General features: G+C 42.1%; 22 protein-coding genes. 8 read left to right on the top strand and 14 right to left on the bottom strand.

The window, feature by feature from the left end; translation table 11 throughout:
* Window positions 1-113: 113 nt before the first annotated feature.
* A complete protein-coding gene (locus tag B3L97_RS01045) occupies window positions 114-749 on the top strand; it encodes a PHP domain-containing protein (protein ID WP_334103969.1) in 636 nt (211 codons plus the stop codon).
* A 9-nt stretch (window positions 750-758) separates the two neighbouring features.
* Here B3L97_RS01045 and B3L97_RS01040 read toward each other — a convergent pair whose 3' ends face one another.
* The 3 genes from B3L97_RS01040 to B3L97_RS01030 all read right to left on the bottom strand — a co-directional run bounded on the left by B3L97_RS01040 (window position 759) and on the right by B3L97_RS01030 (window position 3,503).
* The gene (locus B3L97_RS01040; RefSeq protein ID WP_286847753.1) at window positions 759-1,634 is read right to left on the bottom strand and encodes a hypothetical protein; all 876 of its coding nucleotides are present in this window, start codon (window positions 1,632-1,634) and stop codon (window positions 759-761) included.
* Window positions 1,631-2,287, bottom strand: coding sequence for a polysaccharide deacetylase family protein (locus B3L97_RS01035; protein WP_286933199.1), 657 nt, complete (start codon window positions 2,285-2,287; stop codon window positions 1,631-1,633). The genes B3L97_RS01040 and B3L97_RS01035 overlap by 4 nt, the downstream gene beginning before the upstream one ends.
* Window positions 2,288-2,438: 151 nt before the next feature.
* Window positions 2,439-3,503: a class I fructose-bisphosphate aldolase gene (locus B3L97_RS01030; protein WP_024821240.1), complete on the bottom strand. Its 1,065-nt coding sequence runs from the start codon at window positions 3,501-3,503 to the stop codon at window positions 2,439-2,441.
* A 168-nt stretch (window positions 3,504-3,671) separates the two neighbouring features.
* Here B3L97_RS01030 and B3L97_RS01025 point away from each other — a divergent pair, with 168 nt between their 5' ends.
* The gene (locus B3L97_RS01025) at window positions 3,672-4,565 is read left to right on the top strand and encodes an NAD(P)-dependent oxidoreductase (RefSeq protein ID WP_024821239.1); all 894 of its coding nucleotides are present in this window, start codon (window positions 3,672-3,674) and stop codon (window positions 4,563-4,565) included.
* A gap of 52 nt (window positions 4,566-4,617) precedes the next feature.
* Here B3L97_RS01025 and B3L97_RS01020 read toward each other — a convergent pair whose 3' ends face one another.
* The gene (locus B3L97_RS01020; RefSeq protein WP_024821238.1) at window positions 4,618-5,049 is read right to left on the bottom strand and encodes a thioesterase family protein; all 432 of its coding nucleotides are present in this window, start codon (window positions 5,047-5,049) and stop codon (window positions 4,618-4,620) included.
* 118 nt (window positions 5,050-5,167) lie between these two features.
* Between B3L97_RS01020 and B3L97_RS01015 the strand changes: the two genes are divergently transcribed.
* From B3L97_RS01015 to B3L97_RS01000, 4 genes are read left to right on the top strand one after another with little or no spacing between them, the layout of a single operon-like run.
* On the top strand, window positions 5,168-5,593 hold the full coding sequence (locus B3L97_RS01015) for an MOSC domain-containing protein (RefSeq protein WP_286933196.1): 426 nt from the start codon (window positions 5,168-5,170) through the stop codon (window positions 5,591-5,593).
* Window positions 5,594-5,621: 28 nt separating this feature from the next.
* Entirely contained in the window at window positions 5,622-7,670 is a 2,049-nt protein-coding gene (locus tag B3L97_RS01010) for a sensor domain-containing protein (RefSeq protein WP_286933193.1), read from the top strand.
* A gap of 22 nt (window positions 7,671-7,692) precedes the next feature.
* Window positions 7,693-8,463 (top strand): MBL fold metallo-hydrolase, encoded by a 771-nt coding sequence (locus tag B3L97_RS01005; RefSeq protein ID WP_286847755.1) that lies wholly within the window; start codon window positions 7,693-7,695, stop codon window positions 8,461-8,463.
* Window positions 8,464-8,502: 39 nt separating this feature from the next.
* Window positions 8,503-9,345: a methyl-accepting chemotaxis protein gene (locus B3L97_RS01000; RefSeq protein WP_286847756.1), complete on the top strand. Its 843-nt coding sequence runs from the start codon at window positions 8,503-8,505 to the stop codon at window positions 9,343-9,345.
* 102 nt (window positions 9,346-9,447) lie between these two features.
* Here B3L97_RS01000 and B3L97_RS00995 read toward each other — a convergent pair whose 3' ends face one another.
* From B3L97_RS00995 to B3L97_RS00950, 10 genes are all read right to left on the bottom strand, one after another.
* On the bottom strand, window positions 9,448-10,719 hold the full coding sequence (locus B3L97_RS00995; RefSeq protein ID WP_286847757.1) for a TRAP transporter large permease: 1,272 nt from the start codon (window positions 10,717-10,719) through the stop codon (window positions 9,448-9,450).
* A 12-nt stretch (window positions 10,720-10,731) separates the two neighbouring features.
* Window positions 10,732-11,205, bottom strand: coding sequence for a TRAP transporter small permease (locus tag B3L97_RS00990; protein WP_286847758.1), 474 nt, complete (start codon window positions 11,203-11,205; stop codon window positions 10,732-10,734).
* A gap of 76 nt (window positions 11,206-11,281) precedes the next feature.
* Window positions 11,282-12,268, bottom strand: coding sequence for a DctP family TRAP transporter solute-binding subunit (locus B3L97_RS00985; RefSeq protein ID WP_286933190.1), 987 nt, complete (start codon window positions 12,266-12,268; stop codon window positions 11,282-11,284).
* 72 nt (window positions 12,269-12,340) lie between these two features.
* Entirely contained in the window at window positions 12,341-13,132 is a 792-nt protein-coding gene (locus B3L97_RS00980; protein ID WP_024821230.1) for a carbon-nitrogen family hydrolase, read from the bottom strand.
* A 12-nt stretch (window positions 13,133-13,144) separates the two neighbouring features.
* Entirely contained in the window at window positions 13,145-13,840 is a 696-nt protein-coding gene (locus tag B3L97_RS00975; RefSeq protein ID WP_024821229.1) for a DUF2848 family protein, read from the bottom strand.
* Window positions 13,841-13,867: 27 nt separating this feature from the next.
* On the bottom strand, window positions 13,868-14,542 hold the full coding sequence (locus tag B3L97_RS00970; RefSeq protein WP_024821228.1) for a GntR family transcriptional regulator: 675 nt from the start codon (window positions 14,540-14,542) through the stop codon (window positions 13,868-13,870).
* Window positions 14,543-14,924: 382 nt separating this feature from the next.
* A complete protein-coding gene (locus tag B3L97_RS00965; RefSeq protein ID WP_286933188.1) occupies window positions 14,925-16,523 on the bottom strand; it encodes a DEAD/DEAH box helicase in 1,599 nt (532 codons plus the stop codon).
* 130 nt (window positions 16,524-16,653) lie between these two features.
* Window positions 16,654-17,505: an ABC transporter permease gene (locus B3L97_RS00960; protein ID WP_334103968.1), complete on the bottom strand. Its 852-nt coding sequence runs from the start codon at window positions 17,503-17,505 to the stop codon at window positions 16,654-16,656.
* Window positions 17,506-17,552: 47 nt separating this feature from the next.
* Window positions 17,553-18,416 carry a betaine/proline/choline family ABC transporter ATP-binding protein gene (locus B3L97_RS00955; protein WP_286933185.1) on the bottom strand — a complete coding sequence of 288 codons (864 nt, stop codon included), beginning with the start codon at window positions 18,414-18,416 and terminating at the stop codon, window positions 17,553-17,555.
* A complete protein-coding gene (locus B3L97_RS00950) occupies window positions 18,413-19,438 on the bottom strand; it encodes an ABC transporter substrate-binding protein (protein WP_286933182.1) in 1,026 nt (341 codons plus the stop codon). Before B3L97_RS00950 ends, B3L97_RS00955 begins: the two co-directional genes overlap by 4 nt.
* 496 nt (window positions 19,439-19,934) lie before the next feature.
* Here B3L97_RS00950 and B3L97_RS00945 point away from each other — a divergent pair, with 496 nt between their 5' ends.
* Together B3L97_RS00945 and B3L97_RS00940 are read left to right on the top strand one after the other, a co-directional pair.
* Window positions 19,935-20,186, top strand: a complete 252-nt coding sequence (locus B3L97_RS00945) for a hypothetical protein (protein ID WP_286933180.1) — start codon at window positions 19,935-19,937, stop codon at window positions 20,184-20,186.
* Window positions 20,187-20,216: 30 nt separating this feature from the next.
* Window positions 20,217-21,017, top strand: coding sequence for an inositol monophosphatase family protein (locus tag B3L97_RS00940; protein ID WP_286933177.1), 801 nt, complete (start codon window positions 20,217-20,219; stop codon window positions 21,015-21,017).
* The last annotated feature ends 69 nt before the right edge of the window (window positions 21,018-21,086 follow it).

Here is a 21,086-nt window from a genome sequence, read left to right as displayed (position 1 = left end):
CCAAAAGTTGGGCAGATATGGCATATGGAGGAACACATTGTCCTTGACAGAAGAAGAGGCTTCTTTATAATCGCTATTGAAATAACATGATATTATAAAACATATAAAGAAATATTTTAGGAGGAATAACCCTGGTTATAGATACGCATCTTCACTCAGAAGAATTTTCTTCCGATAGCTTTCTTCCCATAGAAGAAGCCATCCAAAGAGGTCAAGCTCTTGGGCTTAATGGTATTTGTGTCACAGACCATGAAAGCATGGGAATGCGTGCTTTTGCTCAGGAACTGTCGAAAAAACATAATTTTCTTGTGTTGGTAGGTCTTGAGCTTTTAACTTACGAAGGCGATCTTCTTATTTTTGGTCTTGACGCTGTTCCTCAGAAGAAAATGCATGCTATTGATGTGGTGGATATTGTTGCCCAACAAGGAGGAATAGCTGTGAGTGCCCATCCTTTCCGGGATAATGGCAGAGGTATGGGGAATTTTATTCGCTCTCTTCCTGGACTTAATGGAGTGGAATCTTTCAACGGAAGTACTCGCCTTACTCATAATTTTAGAGCTCATAATCTTGCTTGCGAGCTGGATCTTCCTTGCCTTGGCGGTAGCGATGCTCATCTTGTCAATAGAGTAGGGCGTTATGCCACCGCTTTCCCTGGTATTGTGAGGAGTGAAGAGGATTTTATTGGTGCTATTAAAACAGGAAATGTTTATCCCGTAGTCTATGATGTAGACCGATATGTACGTGTATAGTCTTTTACTTTAAAGGATATAAGCCACCCATATAACGGCAGTCATAACTGCGGCGCTTACTGGTGCAGTGAGAAGGTTGTCCAGCTCATGTTTGAAAAGACCCTCTGTAAAGAGCGTTGCCAAACTGCCCCAGAGTAATATGAGCCATGGTGCCTGTCCCATAGGAACCAACAGTCCAAAAACATATCCTCCAGAGATAGCACCACAAAAACATGCCAAGCTTCCTTCGAGAGTCTTGCCTTCCAGCCATGGAATTTTCCCCCAACGCTGTCCTACAAGTACGGCCCAGGCATCTCCGATGGTAGCCATGACGAGGGCTTGAACTGAAGCGGGATCTGGAAAAAGGGACGCAACAAAAGCGCCGAGAAGATAGCACGTTGTGCCAGAAATAGATTTTTCTTTTCTCTCGTAAGGTTCTGGAGATATGACAGTTAGCCATTTAGACAGGAAAGGGACATGGCAACTTATTTTCTCAAGAGCGAAAGAGAAAACTGTAGCGATCATAAGGTATTTATTCATGACGCCTGAGCCACCAAACGGGTAGATAATGCAGGGAAAAATCAGCCCCCCATATCGGAGTAATTTTCGGCGAACGAGAGGTTCTCGAAAGGCGCAAGTTACGAAAGTTATATCTGAAGCTATTTTGTGGCGCCAGTTAATGAAGAACCATATGCCCACAGGTATTAGCGAAAGAACAGTCCAAAGGTGTGTTTCCGCTCGAACCATCCCCAGAAAAACGCCTAAAACCCATCCTAGGAAAATGCAGAACAAAACGCCCCCACGAAAAGTCAGCCAAAGGGTCAGGGCAATAAGAATAGCTGCTGACATTTCAAGAGGGAGCAAGAGCATGGAAACGATTCCTAAAAGAATTGCAGATCCAATCATTTTTCTCCTTCCTTTTTATCATTTTCCTGCGAGAAAAGAGGATAGTCTTGAAGTTTAACGAAACGGAATCCTTTCTCTTGCAGCAGCGGAATTACGCTCATAAGCCCTTCAGCGGTGCTGCTTTCGGGATGGTTCATATGACAAAGAATAATGTCTCCAGGGCGAGCCTTTAAAAGAACAGAGATAATTTCTTTTTTCGAAAAAGAGGCCCCGCCATCGCCGGCAATTGTGTATCCTACAACAGAGTAGCCCCGTTCCTTAATAATGGAAAGAGCTATATCGTCGTAATAATTTGTTCCTGAACGAAATAGCTTAGGATGTCGCCGAGTCCTGTTGTAAATTGAAGCAGCGCCTTTATCTACCTCTTCCAATAATTCATCTATGGAGCAAGCCCCTTTAATTCCGTATGCAGATTGGCCAGAAACAGAAGCAGGTTTGTGGTTCATCCCATGGTTCTCTATTTGAAAGAGGGGAGAGGAAGCGAGATTTAAAAAAACTTCTTCGTTTGCCTCTATCCATCGTCCTGTAACAAAGAGAGTGGCGGGAATTTTTTCCTTCTCAAGCCATTCAATGAGCTCCCTGTCAAATCCGTTCCCTCTTTTCCCTCCGCAAGCATCTAACGTGAGCGCTACTACAGGCTCCTCGGTTTTCATGCGAGTACAAACCCCAGGAATAGTTTCTCCCCACAACCGGGGTACAGGGGAAGAAAAAACCTCCCCAGCAGGGAGTAAAAGATATGTATATACCATAATGATAAAGAAAAAAGGGTAACTCACGTATCTTTTTTTCATAGTTTTAGTGTGCTCAAGCTAGAGAAATTCCCTTCTCAAGATAAACATTTTGTACGGAATGAATAAGATCAATGCCTTCTTTAAAAGGTTTCTGAAAGGCTTTTCGACCAAGAATGAGCCCCAGACCACCTCCTCTTTTGTTGATTACCGCAGTTCTTACAGCCTCTCTAAGATCGCTAGCACCTAAAGAAGCCCCCCCTGAGCTGATGAGACCAATTCGTCCCATATAGCAGTTCGCTACTTGGTAACGAAGAAGGTCTATAGGGTGATCGGTAACAAATTTTTCATAAAGCTCTGGCGATGTTTTCCCAAAATGAAGATCTCGAAAGCCTCCATTTGTCATAGGAAGTTTTTGTTTAATAATATCTGCTTCAAGCGTAACACCTAAATAGTTTGCCTGTCCTGTCAGATCAGCAGCGAGATGATAATCCTTTTCTTTAGTTTTAAAGGCCTTGTTTCGTAAGTAACACCAAAGGATGGTGGCCATGCCCATTTCATGAGCTGCTTGGAACGCTGCGGAAACTTCTTGAATTTGGCGAGGCGACTCTGGGCTTCCAAAATAAATAGTCGCGCCTACCGCCACTGCCCCCAAATCTCGAGCTTGTTTTACCGACGCAAAAAGAATCTGGTCGTAGGTGTTGGGATATGAAAGAAGTTGGTTATGATTTATTTTAAGTATAAAGGGAATGCGGTGGGCATATTTTCTAGCCATGGCTCCCAACACGCCAAGTGTGCTGGCTACTGCGCTGCATTCGGCTTCTATAGCAAGTTTCACAATGTTTTCTGGATCAAAATAGATTGGATTAGCTGCAAAACTAGCGCCGGCAGAGTGTTCCACGCCTTGATCTACAGGAAGAATAGAAAGATATCCTGTCCCTTTAAGTCTGCCATGGTCAAAAAGTGTCTGGAGAGATCTCAGCACAGGGGTAGGGCGGTCTGTCTCAGCCGCAAAGCGATCTACAAAATCTGGGCCAGGAACAACAAGCATATCGGAAGGAATTCCCCAACACGTATATGTGAGGAGAGATTCCCTTTCAGGCCCAAGAATTTCCCCAATTTCGTCCAGATACTGCGACATAATTTATCCCTTCTTTCTTTTCTGGATTTCTTCAAAAAAGAGCGAAGCAGAAGAGAATATGGTGTAAAAACAATTCCATCATAACCATGATACCCAATGAATTCAAGCCATCATGTGATACCATACGTTATATAGTTAACTAGAAAGCGGAGAGAGGAGATGACGCTTATGGAAGACGTTCTTGCACCAAAAACTTCTGTTATCGGTTTTATAGGGTTAGGCGTTATGGGAGGTAGTATGGCGAAGCATATTCTCGATGCAGGATATGAACTACATATCTACAACAGGACTCGTGAGAAAGGAAAGGACCTCGTAGAACAGGGCGCTATCTGGGAAGAAAAAGTAGCTGATCTTGCGAGAAAATGCAATGGTGTTATCACAATGGTGGGGTTCCCCAGAGATGTAGAGGAAATATACTTTGGGTCTCAAGGGCTGATTGAGAATACAAAACATGGCACATTTCTTGTTGATATGACGACCTCAAGTCCGAGTCTGGCTCTTCGTATTTATGAAGCGGCGGAACGCAAACAACTTCACGCATTGGATGCTCCTGTCTCTGGTGGGGATAAGGGGGCAAGGGAGGGCTCTCTCTCCATAATGGTTGGGGGCAAAGAAGACACGTTTAAAGCGGTTCTCCCTCTTTTCCAGGTCATGGGAAAGAATATTGTTTACCAGGGCAGGGCTGGGAGTGGTCAACATACTAAAATGGCCAACCAAATCGCCATCGCTTCCAACATGATCGGGGTGTGCGAAGCTATTTCTTATGCTCTTAAAGCTGGCCTTGACCCGGAAAAAGTTCTTGCTAGTATTAGCCAAGGTGCCGCTGGCAGCTGGTCTCTATCGAATCTTGCCCCTCGTATGATTGCCGGCAACTTCGACCCAGGCTTTTATATAAAACATTTTATTAAGGATATGAAGATTGCACTGGAAGCGGCTGATGGAATGAGCCTTGACACTCCTGGTTTGGAGATGGCTCTTTCCATGTATAAGAAATTAGCGTCTTTGGGACACGAAAATGATGGGACCCAGGCCCTCTTCCGTCTTTATAGCGACAAAGAATAAGAGAAAATTTATAGAGCAAATGGAGAAAGCCCTCTCTACAGGAGGGCCTTCTTTAGAGTAGTTCTCGAATTTTCTTTAATTTTTGGGCACGTTCAATAGCACGATCCATAAGTGCCATATGGTTGACCACGACTCGCTCATGTGTGGCAGTTAAAATAATTCCGAGGGCATCGTTTGCAGAAATTTGAAAGAGTAAGCGATTCCCCTCTATTTCGGCGAGAGTCGCTTTGAATTCCAGAGAGACTCCGAGCATAGCGGTGGCTTCATGAACAACTTCAATAGATTTTCCAATAGAGATATATCCTTCGGGCAGAAGATGGTCCACTGTTTTCATACATGCCTCAATAATAGATTGAACACACGACGAGGTGGAAAGAAGCTGGTTGAGATGAACATTTTTATTCCCCACAGTGTCGTCCACTTCCACGGTTTTCTTTACAGTAGCAAAGAGACCTGGTGTCAATATATTCCGCACATCGAACATGTTCCGCCCTCCTTTACAAGATTATTTGTTCTTTATTTTAACACTTGTTTGTCGATCTATGAAAATTTTATGATATATTAAATATTAAGTATTTCCCAAATAGGAAGGAGAGAAGAGAGTGGCGAAAATACTTGCAATTTGTGTGAGTGAGAAAAGAAATGAACCTAAAAGACTACAGAATGAGGCCTCTTTTATTCCAGGTGGAATTGAAGGAGACTCGCACTATGGTTTAAGCGAGCGAGAAGTGAGCCTCCTTCGTCGTGAAGATATAGAGGATGCGGAACAAAAGGCAGGCTTTTCTTTCCAACCAGGTTCTCTTGCTGAAAATCTGATTGTGGAAGGCTTGCCGAGCGAGATGCCTTCAGGAGCTCTATTGCAAATAGGAAAGGATGTAATCCTCCAGGTTGTGGGAAAAGGGAAAAAACCTGGCGAACCCCACTCTTATGACTATAAAGGATGGTGCCTTCTGCCTCTCTGCGGATATTTCCTTAAGGTTTTGAGTGGAGGTACAGCTTTTTTAGGTGATGAAGTGATCTTCCGTTAGTTTGGAAGACCTGGACGTTTCTATAAACATGCTTAGATTAAATATGATTAATAAAATGGATAATAAAGAAAATACGCAACAAGTGATACAGCAACTTTTTGTCAATTCTCATGAGGCCGTTGTTTTAAGCGATGGATCTGGGCGCTGGATATGGGGCAATGAGCAGGCTGTACAGATTTTTGCTCTTCATGAAAAAAAATTAAGAGGGCATTTACTCTATTGGCTGGAAGATGACCAGAAAAGATGGTTTGAAGGAGGAGAGGTAAAGAAAGAGATTTTCATCACGGAAACAACGGGAAAAAGCTCTTTTAGCCTTCAAAAAACCCCCCTTTTCGATGAGCAGAACAATGTTCGGGAAATGGTAGGGGTTATTCGGGATGTTACGCATAGAAAGAAACGAGAGAAAATCGTTCAATTGACTTTAGGTGTTATGAACCACGCCTTGGAAGGTGTGGTTATAACCGATTCCTATGGAACGATTACAATGGTGAACCCTGCCTTTACAACTATTACTGGCTATGAATCTCATGAAGTGATAGGGAAAAACCCAAGAATATTGAAGTCGAATAAGCACACAAAGAACTTTTATATGAATTTTTGGAAATCTCTTATTGAGAAAGGATATTGGGAAGGCGAGATTTGGAATCGCCGTAAGGATGGGGAAGTGTACCCTGAGTGGCTTTATGTTACTAGCGTATACGATGAGAAAGGGCAAGTTACGGAATATATCTCTGTTTTTAGCGATCTTTCCACAATGAAGACGAAGGATGCCCAAATTCGCCTAAAATCTTGGTACGATCAGCTTACGGGACTACCGAACAAGGAGATGTTTCTTGACCTTTTACGTCGGGAGATGAAGAAAAGATCAAAAGATGCCCCTTTTTTGGGAGTTTTATTTCTGAATATAAATCGTTTTAAAGCTGTAAATGAGAGTTTAGGTCATTTTTCCGGCGATCTTCTTTTACAGCATGTAGCTCAACGTCTTCAAAAAGCTGCTGGAGAAATAAATACGGTAGCTCGTATCAGTGGAGATATTTTTTATATTCTTGCCCATCAGGCTAAAAATGTTATGGAGATAGCTCAGATAGCAAAGATGCTTTTAGAGTGCTTCAATGAGCCCTTTGATGTAAATGGTACGCGTTTTTTCCTAACAGCACGGGTTGGTATTAGCGTATTTCCAGACGATGGAACAGACGAGGAGATTTTACTTCAAAAAGCAGATATTGCTCTTTTTAGAGCGAAAGAAACGGGTTTAAATGCGCATCAATTTTTTAAAGGTGAACTTGGTGTTCAGACCGGTGAGCGCCTTTTACTGGAAAGCGATCTTCGAAGAGGGCTTTTATATAACGAGTTTTTTCTCTATTACCAGCCGCAACTCGATATGGTGAAAAAGCATGTTTGTGGAGTAGAGGCATTAGTACGATGGAAACATGGGAAGCGGGGGCTTATCGCTCCTGGAGACTTTATTCCTACAGCGGAAGAGACAGGTCTTATATTACCTTTAGGAGAAAAAATACTTTCTATGGCGTGTAAGCAAAAGAATCGATGGAACGATCGCTTTCTCGGTTCCATCGAAGTGAGCGTAAATATTTCTCCTAAACAGATCTACCAGAAAAATTTCATTGATGAAATAAAAAATATCCTTGAAAAGTATTCTATTGAACCGGGCCAAATTGCTTTTGAAATTACAGAATCTGGAATTATGAAGAACGGAGATTTTTCTCTGACGATACTTCAGAAATTAAAAAGCTTCGGTTGTCGGCTTTTTATCGATGATTTTGGTACAGGATATTCTTCATTAGCGTATCTTAGCCGTTTCCCTGTAGATGTTATAAAAATAGATAAGTCTTTTATCGATGGAATTGGGAAGAATAGCAGTGATGAATTACTTGTTAAAACTATAATCAACTTAGCACATTCTTTGGAACGTAGCGTGATAGCTGAAGGAGTGGAAACTGCGGAGCAACAGTGCTTTCTTGAAAACGTACACTGCGATGTAATTCAGGGGTATATTCTGAGTCGTCCCCTTCCTGCAGTAGAAGTCCCAAATTTCATAAAAAACTATTATCATGCCTAACATAATAAAGGAGTGGGTCTTCATGGATCATCAAAGTTCCATCACGCTCTATGAGCAGGAAGATCACAAGTTTTATCTTCTCGGATGGGAAGAACAGGAAGAAGAAGGAGTTGTCCAGACGAATCAATACGTTATCCTTTCAGGTAAGGAAGTTGTATTGCTCGATCCAGGCGGGGCTCATGTTTTTCCTAGAGTACTTGCCAACGTGGCAGAACTTTTTGAGCTAAAAGACATTAAACATATTTTTTATTCTCACCAAGACCCAGATGTATCGTCTGGCATTACGCTCTGGTTGTCTATGACAGAGCGATCTCAGGTTTATATTTCGGGGCTTTGGACCCGATTCCTTCCTCACTTTGGAATATACGATCATAGAAGAATTACAGCTATCCCCGATAAGGGGGGAGCCTTTTCTCTTTCTAATGGCCGGACTATGAAGCTGATTCCTTCTCATTTTCTTCACTCGACAGGAGCTTTTTCCCTCTATGACCCTACCTCAAGAATTCTCTTTACGGGAGATATTGGTGCTGCGATTTTCCCTCAAAATAGTCGATATCCCGTGGTAGATAATTTTGAAAAACATATTCAGTATATGGAGGGATTTCATAAACGGTATATGGCTTCCAACAATGTTTGTCGACGCTGGGTAAAACAAATCTCTTCTTTGGATATAGTCGCTATTGCGCCACAACACGGAGCTGTTATCAAGGGTAACGACGTGAAGAAATTTCTTTCCTGGTTCGAAAATCTCCAGTGTGGAATGGATCTTCTCGGAACAATATACGGAGCCTAAGGGATTCTTCATATGCTCAACAAGGGGGGATTCATTCTAATGGATAAAAAATATGAAGACATTATTCGACGGTTGAGTACGGCTTTTTTTGCCGATACTATAATGAATTCCTTTATGACTCAACTCGACGAAGTGTTGGTGAGACGTGTTCGGCAGGTGGAACGAGAGATCTCGGAAACAGCGGGAGAATTTATAAGATTGAACGTTTCTCTTGGAGAAATGGTGAAAGATTTTGAAAAAAAGAGTGAGCAGACTCAAAAGAGCATGGAAGAGATTCATAGAATGAACCAGACACTTATGGAAGATTTAAAACGTTCTGGCACGGATCTTGAAGGAATGAGTAACGATGTGGATCGTACCGTTCATACGACTTCCGGGACGTTGGAATCTTTTCTAGAGGTAGAAAAAATGTCTCGGGAAATTCAGAGAATTGCGAAGCAAACGAACCTCCTAGCCCTCAATGCCTCTATTGAAGCGGCTCGAGCTGGGGATCATGGGCGGGGTTTTGCTATTGTCGCAAAAAATGTTCAGGAGTTAGCGGCGGAAACTAAAGTCGCCTCTGAAAATATCACATCTAAGGTAAACGAAATATCTCGTTCAGTTAATGAAGCCGTGGAGAGTGTCCAGCGAGTGGGAAGCATGTTTAAAACGATTCGAGATTCTTTAGCGTCTTTTGCAGAATATTTAACCGAAAATAAGGTTTTTTTGGAACAAGTGCGGAATACAATGACTGACGGTGCTCTTCAAATAACGGAAACTTCTGACGAAATGGAGCGTTCTGTTGTAGTAATGGGGGATGCCTCTAAAAAATTTGAATCTATGGCGGCTACTATCTCTGCAATTGTCCTTGCACAAAAAAATTTGAAAAAAATCAGGCTTTAGACAACTTTTTTACTTTCTTTTCCCTTATATTCAGTAGACGAGGAAGAGAATATGAACGGAGGGAAGGGAGATATTATCCCCCTTCCCTCCGAAGAAGAATCCTTAAAGTCCGAGAATGTTAGGTAGCCACGTAACAGTAGCTGGAATATACGTGATGAGTGCCAGCAGTATCAATAAAGGTATGAGCAAAATACAAAGATCTTTAAGCATCTCCCGTATAGTTATTTTTGCAATACCACATGCCACAAAAAGGCACACGCCAAGTGGTGGAGTACACATTCCAATAGTGAGGTTTACAGCCACAACCACTCCAAAGTGTATTAAGTCGATGTTGAAGGCTTTGACTATAGGAAGGAATAGTGGCACAAAAATAGTCAGCGCACTCGTTGTATCAATAAAGGTCCCTGCGATAAGCAATACTATATTAATGATGAAAAGGGCTCCCCATTTACTGTGTACAAGAGACATAAGTGTTGCTGCTACCTCTTGAGGAACCATTTTTACGGTCATGAACCATATAAAAAGATTTGCAGTCATAAGCACCGTCAAGATAATACCGTTCATAATAGCGGCATTCACGAAAGCTTTCCATATTTTTCTCCATGAAAGCTCTCTATAAACTAATCCACCGACGATGAGGGCATAAGCAACGGCTACTGCTGCTGATTCTGTTGGAGTAAAGATGCCGCCAATAATACCTCCAATGATAATAATGGGCATGAGCAAGGCTAAAATAGCATCTTTAAGTCCAGCTCGGCGCTCTGTGGCAGTAGCTCGGGTTTTGCTCCCTTGATATCCTCGCTGCCTGCTAATAAAGTAATTGGATATCATAAGGAAAATGCCCATTAAAATGCCAGGAATAATACCGCCCATAAAGAGTTTGGCGATAGAAGCACTAACAATAACACCATAGACGACTAGGGGAATGCTTGGTGGAATAATGGGGCCTATGGATCCTGCTGTGGCGACAAGAGCTGCTGAGTATGACGGAGAGTAGTTTTTATTAACCATTTCCGATATAAGAATGCCGCCGATGGCAGCAGTGGCAGCGATAGCGGATCCGGTAACGGCAGCAAAGATCATAGAGGCTACGATAGTCACCATACCTAACCCGCCTGGCCAATGTCCCACAAGAGATTCAGAGAAGTTAGTAAGTCTCTTCGATATTCCTCCAGCAGCCATAAGATCTCCAGCGAGAATAAAGAGGGGAATAGCGATGAAGGCAAAATTATCCACCCCTGTGAACATTCGCTGCACAATAACCTCTAAAGGTAAAGATGTTCCGAGCAACCCTACAAGCGTGACGAAGCCCAAAGAGAAGGAGATGGGGATCCCCACAAGAAATATGGCAAAAAGACCAAGAATCCAACCCATAGTTTACCCCTCCTAAGCCTTGGGGGCGTGCTTGAAGAAGCCACCCACAATTTGAAAGGAATCGATAACAAGAAAAACAAGCATACTCAATACAGTAATCGGAATGACTGCATAAACATAACTCATAGGAAACATGAGGTATGGAGTGTATTGATCAGCGTTCGCTTGCATAAAGGGAATGCTGTAGCGAAGCAAACATGCCAAAAAGATAAAAATCACCACATTAGAGATCAGGTCGAAATAAGGGCGGGTTTTCGAAGGGAAAACCTGTAAAAGCACATCGATGTTGAGGTGTGATTTCTTAAAGAGCCCTACAGCCATGCCAAAAAAAACGGAATAGACGAAAAAAATACGAATAACATCAGTTGCCCATGGCATGGGCATCTGAAATACATAACGTTGGATCACCTGTGCAAAAGTGACGAGGAATAGAACAACAAGGCTGATGCCAGTTAATACAGAAAAAAGTTGCTCGATCTTTTTCAATAGAGGTCACCTCTCTAGCGCGACGACGAGCGCAAAATGGGAAAGGGTGAGGGCAAAAGCCCTCACCTGATAAAAGCTATTTTACCTTCGCCGCAGCATCCTTAATCTTGTTGATGAGTTCTTCAGGAACGTTATCGAGAACTTTGTAAAGGTCTGCTGTTGCTTGGGCAAAAGCCTCCTTATCGGGGTTCTCTACTATCTCTACACCAGCTTTGCGTATGGAATCCAGGCGTTCCTGATCCATCTCAAAAAGTTTTTCTCGTTGGTACGTAGCTGCATCTCTGGCAGCATCTTTAATAATTTTCTGATGCTCTTCAGAGAGAGAACTGAACCATTTGGGGTTAGCAATAATAGCTGCAGCCTCATATGTATGGCCATCTAATGTAAGATATTTTTGAACCTCATAATATTTCATGGAATAAATAGTAGCGATGGGGTTCTCTTGTCCGTCCACTACTTTCTGCTGAAGGGCGCTATAGAGTTCACCGAAAGAAATAGGTGTGGGGATACCACCGAGCATTTTAATAAACTCCATCCAGCTTTTTGATTCCTGAACGCGGATTTTTAGACCTTTTATATCCTCTGGTTTTTCAATAGGTCGAATGTTGTTTGTGAAGTTACGGAAACCAACTTCCCAGAAAGCAAGATTCTGGAAGCCTTTCCCCAACATAAGGGCACCGAGTTCATCTCCAACCTCACCATCAAGGACGGCATAGACTTGCTCTCTAGATTGGAAGAGGTAGGGAATCCCCAGAACCTGAAACTCTGGTACGAAGCTTGGAAGAGCTCCTCCGGCAGCAATAGAAACTATTTCGATCGTTCCCATGCGAACCCCTTCAAGAAGTTCACGTTCACTGCCTCCTAACTGTCCTTGCGGGAAAATATTTACTTTAATTTCTCCATTAGATCTTTCTTCAACTAATTTCTTAAAATATTCTGCGCCAATCTGATATTGGTGTTCAAGGCTTCCTCCATGGGCAAATTTCAACTCCACTGCTGCCATAGAAGTACCGGAAAGAACGAACAACATCGTTACTGCTAACATTGCTACAATTTTCTTCACTTTTACGTACCCCCTCACAATATGGATATAAAAACAGTGGGCATAGTGCCGCTCCTGCTTGTGCCTCCCATGTTATTTCAGATAGATTTCAGGGACTCTATCTTTAAAGATGGGCATATAGGTGCGTATCTCTTCAACTTTCTTCGTGTCAATAGTGACGAAGCCAGCTTCTTCTCCGTCTCCTGCTTTATATACAACCTGTCCCCAAGGATCAATCACCATAGAGGATCCACCAAAAAGGGTCCCTTTTGATGTCCCCACACGGTTACATGCCACAACGTACATCTGATTTTCGATGGCTCTTGTTTGAAGGATATTTTCCCAGTGGTCAATACGCACAGTAGGCCATTCTGCACTAACGAAAAGTACTTCGGCTCCATTAACGGCATAGGTTCGAAGCCATTCACAAAAGCGGATATCGTAACAAATAACACACCCAGCTTTTGTCCCATCGATGGAGAAGAGGCAAGATTTTTTGCCTGGGGCCAGATATGTATCTTCGCCCATAAGGCCGATAAGATGTACCTTATCGTAAAAAGCAATAAGTTCACCTTCCGGAGAAATAACTTGGGCGCGGTTAACGAACCTATTCCCACTCTTGGCTAGGACAGACCCTCCTACAAACCACACATTATATGTGCGTGCTAACTCACCAAGAAAATGTGCGGCTCCTTTCCCCTCAGGGTCTGCAAGCTCTTCAGCTTGTTCCAATGCGTAACCTACGTCCCATATCTCTGGAAGGACAATAGCTGTCGGAATCTCCGTTGGGGTAAGAGTCCGTTCTAACCATTTTTGTATATTAAGGCGATTGGCTTCTCTGTCCCCTATTTTTATATCAAGCTGCAGCATTCCAATTCTGAGCATAGGCACTCCTCCTTAATTCCGATCTGGCAACCTACGAACAGTGTACGTATGGCTTATAGACCGCTTTAGGACGGGATCATTCAGTTCCATTCTGAAATCGCCTTCGTAACAGATTTCGCCTTTGAGAGGTAACGTTCCACTGAAATAGGAAAATTTCCCGGGATAAGGTTTATCTTCTGTTGCCAGTTCTAGAAGTCGTTCTGGTATCAGAAGGCTCGCGAGGGTTCCCTCCTGATAAAGATACTCCTCTTCTTGTGGTGTTTTTCGAACCCAAGATCGTAGCTCTATTTCATCCCAATGAGGGCGAATATCGCTCATTTTCCAAAAAACGTTTCCAATCACCTTGCTGCAGGCTTGCTTGGCCTTTGAAACAGAGACGGTCTCCAATGCCCGATCTGTATGATCGCTGGCAACTGTCATAAAGAGGTTGCCGCCCTTATCTGCAGCAACAAAAAATTCTACTTCACCAGAACAGCCATTTCCTACCACCCATAAAATGGTATTAGTGGTTATACGTTCCGGATCGATCCAGTACATACTTGGAGTTTTTTCTGGTGCAGGGACGCCAATTTTTCTCAACTCCTCTACGTGGGCCATAACACCGGCTTGATCCCGACCAGCATAACCAATGGCTACACAAAGGTCCCATTCGAGGCAAATTTCTTCAAACCTTCCGTTATCTCTTAAAGCAATACTATGAAAATTCATGAGCTTTTCCTTTTCCTCCTTTCTGGATTAGGACATTTTTTTGTCATATAGAGCTTGATCCATAGCTACCATGCGCTTATGGAGAATCAATTCTGTATCGTCGAGATGTGCCAGTAGGGCTTTTTTGGCTTCCCGCCTCTGTCCATTTCGAACAGCACTGCAAAAAACAGAATGATCAGCAAGGACTCTGGGAAAACGCTCTTTCCCTGCGGCCATAGCCATGACTCCAAGCCATATCATTTCTTCGCTGATAGCATTCCAAAATTTTTGGAATCGAACATTCCCAAAAACCGAGAAATTCGCTGAATGAAAGTTTTGGTCTGAAGATATGAAAGAGTACAGGTTGTCCATGGAGTCTTTCATCTGTGAAATATGTTCGCTCATAACATCGGCTGCCTGTCGGTGGAGTTTTGCATTGAAAATAAGATTTAGCATAGCTGTTTCAAGAGTGCGTCGAACCTGGAAGACTTCTTTGAGGTCTTCCACTGAGACAGAACGAACCTGAATATTTTTTCGGGCATGAATTTTTAACCATCCTTCCTGAGAAAGACGATGAAGAGCTTCACGAACGGGAGTGCGACTTACCCCTAAAGAGTCTGCAAGAACTCGCTCTTGGAGAATAGCTTCAGGGGGGTATTCGAGAGAGAGGATGGAGGTTTTTATTTTTTGATATACAGATAAAGCTAAACTATTATTCTTCATCTGGCATACCACCAATAAAAAAGATTTTTTAGTTTCTTATACAGGTCTGTAATTAGAATGTATAGCGAGATAAAAAAACTAGTGTTTAAGCATGTTTACATGATATTTATAAAACAAAAAATATTTTTTGTCATCACCTAAAGAGGAGGCTAATAGTTTTTATCTTTTATTTATCTCAAACTAGTATACCAATAAATTTTTATGCCCTAAATTCGAGAATAAAGAAAATGGGAATATTAAGATTTTGAGATTCAATCTATTTATATCTGTAACGATGTTTAAAAATAACTGAACAAAAATAGACCCCCAGTCATCCAAAAAGATGACTGGGGGTCTATAAAAAACGAGTTTATAAAAATATAGAAGAACTTCTTCGCCTGTTTTATAACGAAGGAGGTTCGTCTCCTCGTAAGGATCCTTCGATTTCGTTGATTTTCTCTTCAAAACCATAAATTGTAGGATCAATATCATCGACTGTCTGATTTAATTCCCTCATGCTGCGGAAAGAATATCCCGGGGGAAGATGATTGGCATACCGTTTAATTTTTAAAAGAGATTGAAGATAATTTCGTTCATAAGGAGCGATAAGTTGAGCGGCAAAAAGAGCTTCTGGCTTTTCTTCTGCAAAAAAGAGTCTTGCCATTTCCAGATTTTCATCAGCGCTCATTTCTTCGTACCAAATTTCTGCCAAAAGGGTTCTAAATCGTTTCCGGTGCTGGGGACGTACCATTCGTCGCAGAGCCCGATCTATACGTTGCAGTCCTTGGCGGAGTTCCCCTCTAAGAATGGCCGGATCCATAGGAGGGAGAGAATATTTACTAATATAATCTGCCTCATCGTTAATATGTATTTCTCGGCGGAGAAGTTGCCCCCACGCTGGGCGTAAAGAGACTGAAGCTGCTTCTGGGTCAATATGGAGCAATTCCTTAAAAACGTCCCCTGTCTCATAGCCTCGATGCTCGCAAGGAGATTGAGAAAGCCATGTTACATATCCTGTTTCAAAGAGGCCTTTTCGTCCTGCCCGCCCGGCCATCTGTAAAAATGCGTTTTTGCTGATAGGCGCATTGTCATGAAACTGCACGAGCTGGGCAAAAATAACGCTTTCTGCTGGCAGGTTGACACCAAGAGCTAGAGCATTAGTTCCCACAACTACATCGAGAATACGTTCGCGAAAAGCGGACTCTACAAGAAGCTTCTCTTTGGGAAGCATACTTCCATGATAGATTCCTACCCCGCACAAGAGAGGCATTTGGACCTTGGGGACATCAAGAATCGTAGCCAGCTCATAGAGTCGAGTTCGTTGATCTTTAGGAATGCGGCGACGAGTTCTTGCAATGGAGTAAGCTAGATCCATGGCTCCTCGCTGAGAGAAAACAAAGACGAGGGCATCATGTATGTTGTAGATTTGAGCAGGTTTTTTAGGGGTATAAATCAACTCTGTAGCCCGTTCTTCCCCCTGGTAAACCACAAAAGAACGCTCAGTAATAGACTCTAAATACCTTCCGATAGCTCCCGGTTCACTGAAGGTTGCGGACATGACGAGAATTGAGGTAGTGGGAGCCGTTTCTCGAATGCCGTCTATATAGGTCCGCGCCCGGTCTGGATCCTCAAAAATATAGTGAAACTCGTCAATAATCAATTTTTGATGAGGAGTCTTTGTATATTTTAGGGTATAGATTTCCTGAGTGCAGCAAATAATAGGGGCCTCTTCGTTTCTTTTGAAGTCGCCAGTTTCGATCCCCACATCGAATCCCATACGTCGAAGGTCCATATATCTTTCATTGCTCAATGCTTTTATAGGAGCTGTAAATATGACCCTTGATATATCGGGAATTTGCGGGTTCCCTTCTTTATCAAGGAGTCCAGACCAAAGATAGGCAACAAGAGTTTTGCCTGCCCCTGTAGGGGCAGAAAGAACGGCATTTTCTTCCCGTATTTTTTCATATGCCTCTATTTGCCACGGGTAGAAGCTTTTTACCATATCTGCTGAGATCTCTCCTTAACTTTAGATAATACATTCCAACTTATTATTTTTTATATTATATCAGTACAAAAGAAGGGGCTGTACAGCCCCTTCTCGAAAAGTTGTTTATTTAAAGATCCTTTAACGTTTAACGTTTCGTCGGATCCAGGTGACGAGCAAAACCCTGGGTGATCCTATCTATGGCAATAGCCATAATGACGATGCTGATTCCTGCTTCGAAACCACGTCCCATATCAATGCGGTTAATAGAAAGAAGAACCTCCTGTCCCAACCCTTGAGCACCGATCATTGAGGCTACAACCACCATAGACAACGCCATCATTGTTGTTTGGTTAACTCCAGCCATAATAGTGGGCATAGCTAGCGGAAGTTGCACCTCTTTTAGCAATTGCCACGATGTCGCTCCATACGCGATAGCCGCTTCTTGAGCTGGTTTGGGAACTTGTTTGAGCCCGAGAGCTGTTAAGCGTATTACTGGCGGTAGAGAATAGATAAGGGTGGCCAGTACAGCTGGGACTTTCCCCAAACCAAAAAACATCATGGTTGGAATGAGATAAACAAAACTTGGCATCGTTTGCATGGCATCCAAAATAGGATGAAAAATAGGCCCTACACAGTGAACTTTTGCTATGAGTATCCCCAGGGGGACTCCCATCAAAAGTGCTAAAATTACTGCTGCAACGACGATGGAGAGTGTTCCTATAGCAAGTTCCCATAATCCAAAGACTCCTATAATCAGGATAGACATGGGTAAAATGATCGTTGAGCATAAACGTTTTGTAGCTTTCCAAGCTAAGAAGCCTACGAGGAACACATAGCCCCACCAAGGGATTGCGCTTAACAAGTTTTCTATTCCTAGAAGTACCTCTAAAATGCCGTTGGCGATACTGTCGAAGGTAGGGGCTAACTTTTCAAGAAGATAGTCCACTCCATTATTTACGTAATCTGCGATATGAAATTCAAGTGTTTCCGGAAATATGGTTTTTCTCCCCTTCCTTTTTATATTTCGTTGATATCATTTTCTATTTAAAAAGGCCCTCCATTGGCTATTTCCAACTGATGCCGTTTGTCCTGAACAAATCGTGCGACATAATTATCAGCTGGATTTGCAAGAATATGGGTGGGACAACCTGTTTGGACAATTGTCCCATTTTTCATAATAGCCATTCTGTCTCCAAGTTGTATGGCTTCATCCAAATCATGCGTTACGAAAAAGATGGTTTTATGGAGCTCTTGTTGGAGGCGAGCAAGTTCATCTTGCATTTCTCTTCTTATGAGGGGGTCTAGACCGCTAAAAGGTTCATCCATAAGCAAAATAGGGGAATCCATCACGAGGGCTCGAGCTATACCCACCCGCTGCCTCATGCCTCCGCTTAGAGATTGGGGATAATAGTTTCCCCATCCTTCTAATCCGACATGATTCAAGGCGGTGCGAGAACGTTCAGCCCTCTCTTTTACTTGAATACCCTGTAGTTTTAACCCAAAAGCCACATTTTGGAGTATTGTTTTATGGGGTAATAATCCATAATGCTGAAAGACCATGGCTATTTGCTTCCGTCGAAATTCGATAAGTTCTTTTTGCGAAAGAGCAGTAACTTTTTGGCCGTTCACCGTTATTTCCCCAGATGTAGGTTCAATGAGGCGAAGAATACATCGGATCAATGTAGATTTTCCGCTGCCTGAAAGGCCCATAATTACGAAGACCTCTCCTCGCCTAACAGCGAGAGATACTCCCCGTATGGCTACTACAGCATCTTCTGATTCGTCAAGTTGATCAATCAGATTTTTGTTTGTTACATCTATATTCATGTCATTTTGTGTATAAACTTTCCACAAGTCTTTTATTTCAAGGATTATTTCTTGGTTCCCGTCGTTTTGACTCTCCTTCATTCTAATGTATCCCCTTTTTCGAGGGCTGTTTCAATTTTTTTAATTATTTTTTTATCTTGAACCCATTCCTTCCAAACGCTCGAATATGTTTTTAAAAACCAGATTGCTGTTTCCGTAACAGTAGCGCCTGTATCTCTCATGTAAGCTAGAGCCCTATTATTTTGACCGATAGTTGTTTGATATCTCTTTAAAAATTCTGCAATATCAGGGTTGGATAGAGCAAATTGGGAGTTTGCTAAAATCAAAACTTTTACCGAAGGGAAAGCACATTTTCGAGTGGTTTCCCATGTTTTTTTATTGTATGGAGGTTCCTCTAGCTTTGTCATGGAATATTTGCCCATAATTGCTGTGGGTTCCCAGTAATAGGCCAAAACTGGTTCCCCTTTCTCGTAGGCTGAAGCGATGGCTGATGCAAGTGCTGTCTGAGAACCGGGATCAAAAGCTTCATACGTTTTGTAAAGATTGTAAGCTTTTAACTTATCGAGATTAATGCAATGTACTTTCCATCCTGCGGGGCCATTGTAAAATCGTCCTTTCGATGGTTCCTCCGGATCTCTAAATAACTTCCAATATTTGGGAAGGTCTTTTACGTTTTTCAGAAGGGGAGCTACAGGTTGTAACTTGCGGGCTTTGTCCCCTTTGATTACATAAGTAGGTACGTACCACCCTTGTGGGGCATCAGGGAAATTTTCTCCGAGAGATACAACTTTCCCTTCTCTCTGTGCTTCTTGCCACCATTCGTGGATATTATCTGCCCAAAGCTCCATAGTGATATGAGCGTCACCCCGTTCGATGCCAAGAAGTCCTGGGAGGGATTCAGCAAACATATAATCAGTGTCTTTCCCATATCCATACGTTATGATATAACCAGCTATTCGATTGTGTATTTGTACGCTATCCCAGCTGAAGTCAATGAAAGTTACTTCCTCTTCTTCGGCTCGTAATGGTGAGGCTCCAAGACTAAGGGCAATCACCATGCATGTGCCTATAAGTATGGATTTCTCTAAAAAGTTTTTTTTCAAATGTATCCACTCCTTCTAATGGATAATGAATGTATAAATCGGTGGGAAAATAGGGCAGGTACTTTCAAGTACGGAAGAAAGGATCCCCACTTATTTGTTTAAAGTGAAGGCTTAATAATAAGCAATAACCAATAATATTAAACAAGGGGAATGTCATACAACACAGAAAAGAGGATATCCGTTCGCTGAAGTTCAAATCACAACAGTCGTAATGAAATCACTGTGAAGTATAGAATATGTAATGCCCAATTCCTTCCTTTTCTGTTGTTCGATTTTTTAAAACCCTTCAGCCACCTCCCTTCGTGAGCGTGAAGCTCTTTATTCCGTAGGGTGTGTGAGCATAATAGGGCAAATAGTAACACTGTACAATAATTTAGTCAAGAAAACATTCCCTGAGTTATGAATGGACCCTTCCATTTACGTATGGTTCGGTATATGATCAAGGTTGTTTGTGTTTTTTGATATAAACGGATTAAAGAAACAAGGGGGCAACGGTGTGTATAGCATGTGGAAGATAATAATTTCTGATCTTCTAGAAGAGAGAGAACATCAATGTCTATACTCCATGATTCCTAAAGAAGAGGAAGAAAAGAGAGGCTTAAAAAGTCATATTTTTTGGCAACAAATTGGTGACGAGATAACGGCTCTTGCAGCCGATGGAAATTTGCCTTTTGAGACAGTAACAGAATATTTAAAAAAAGCGAAAAAAAATTATGGTAAAAGAGTTTCCCTTTATATAGAAAAGTAGAAGAAACTCTAGGTAAAAAGGAGATATACTTTGGTTATTGACGTTTTATCCGCATCTTTGATCTCTTTATTGAAAGAGGCGGGAGATATTATTAAAGAACGAAAAAGTACATATATTGCTCGTCGAAGATCGTTATCAGACTATACAACGGCGACGGATATAGAAGTAGAGCGATTTATAGTTAGTTATCTCCAAAAGCTTTCCCCGGAAAGTGTTATTGTAGCTGAAGAATCGTCATTGTCTCGCGATAAAGCTCAACTTTGCAATAAGGCATTTGTGCTTGACCCTATCGATGGAACGGTAAATTTTTATCATAACTATCCTGCTTTCGCCATTTCTCTAGCATATGTTGAGAGGGGAACTGTTCAAAGGAGTTATATTTACGATCCCATTAATGAAGAGTTTTTTTCTGCTGTGAGAGGAAAAGGGGCTTTTTTAAATGGTACACCTATTCATGTTTCGACAACATCAACTCTTTCAGAAAGTCTTGTCGGTTTCGGAACTGCTTACAATAAAGAGCTCGGGAAAAAAGAAATTTCTCTTGTAATGAAAGTCTATGAGCAGTGTCATGACGTGCGTCGGAGAGGAGCGGCCTCTCTGGATGTTGCTTATGTAGCTTGTGGAAGGCTTGATAGCTATCTTGAAATGGATCTGAAACCTTGGGATTTTTATGGGGGAATCCTCCTTCTTGAGGAAGCTGGAGGGCTTGTAACAGATTGGAGTGGCAATTCTATTCAGGGGCTTGGAAATCAGGATATTCTCTGTAGTAACGGGTTCATTCACAATGAAATGCTTGCAATTGTGGAAGGAAATCGATCACTTATACAATAAAGAGAGATTATAAAGTACGTTTAAAGTTAAGCGCTTAAAGCAAATTTTTGTATGTAGGGCGTTTTTATA

The organism is Aminobacterium sp. UBA4834, assembly GCF_002400205.1.
Taxonomy (GTDB): domain Bacteria; phylum Synergistota; class Synergistia; order Synergistales; family Aminobacteriaceae; genus Aminobacterium; species Aminobacterium mobile.
This window is presented reverse-complemented; position numbering and strand designations above follow the sequence as displayed.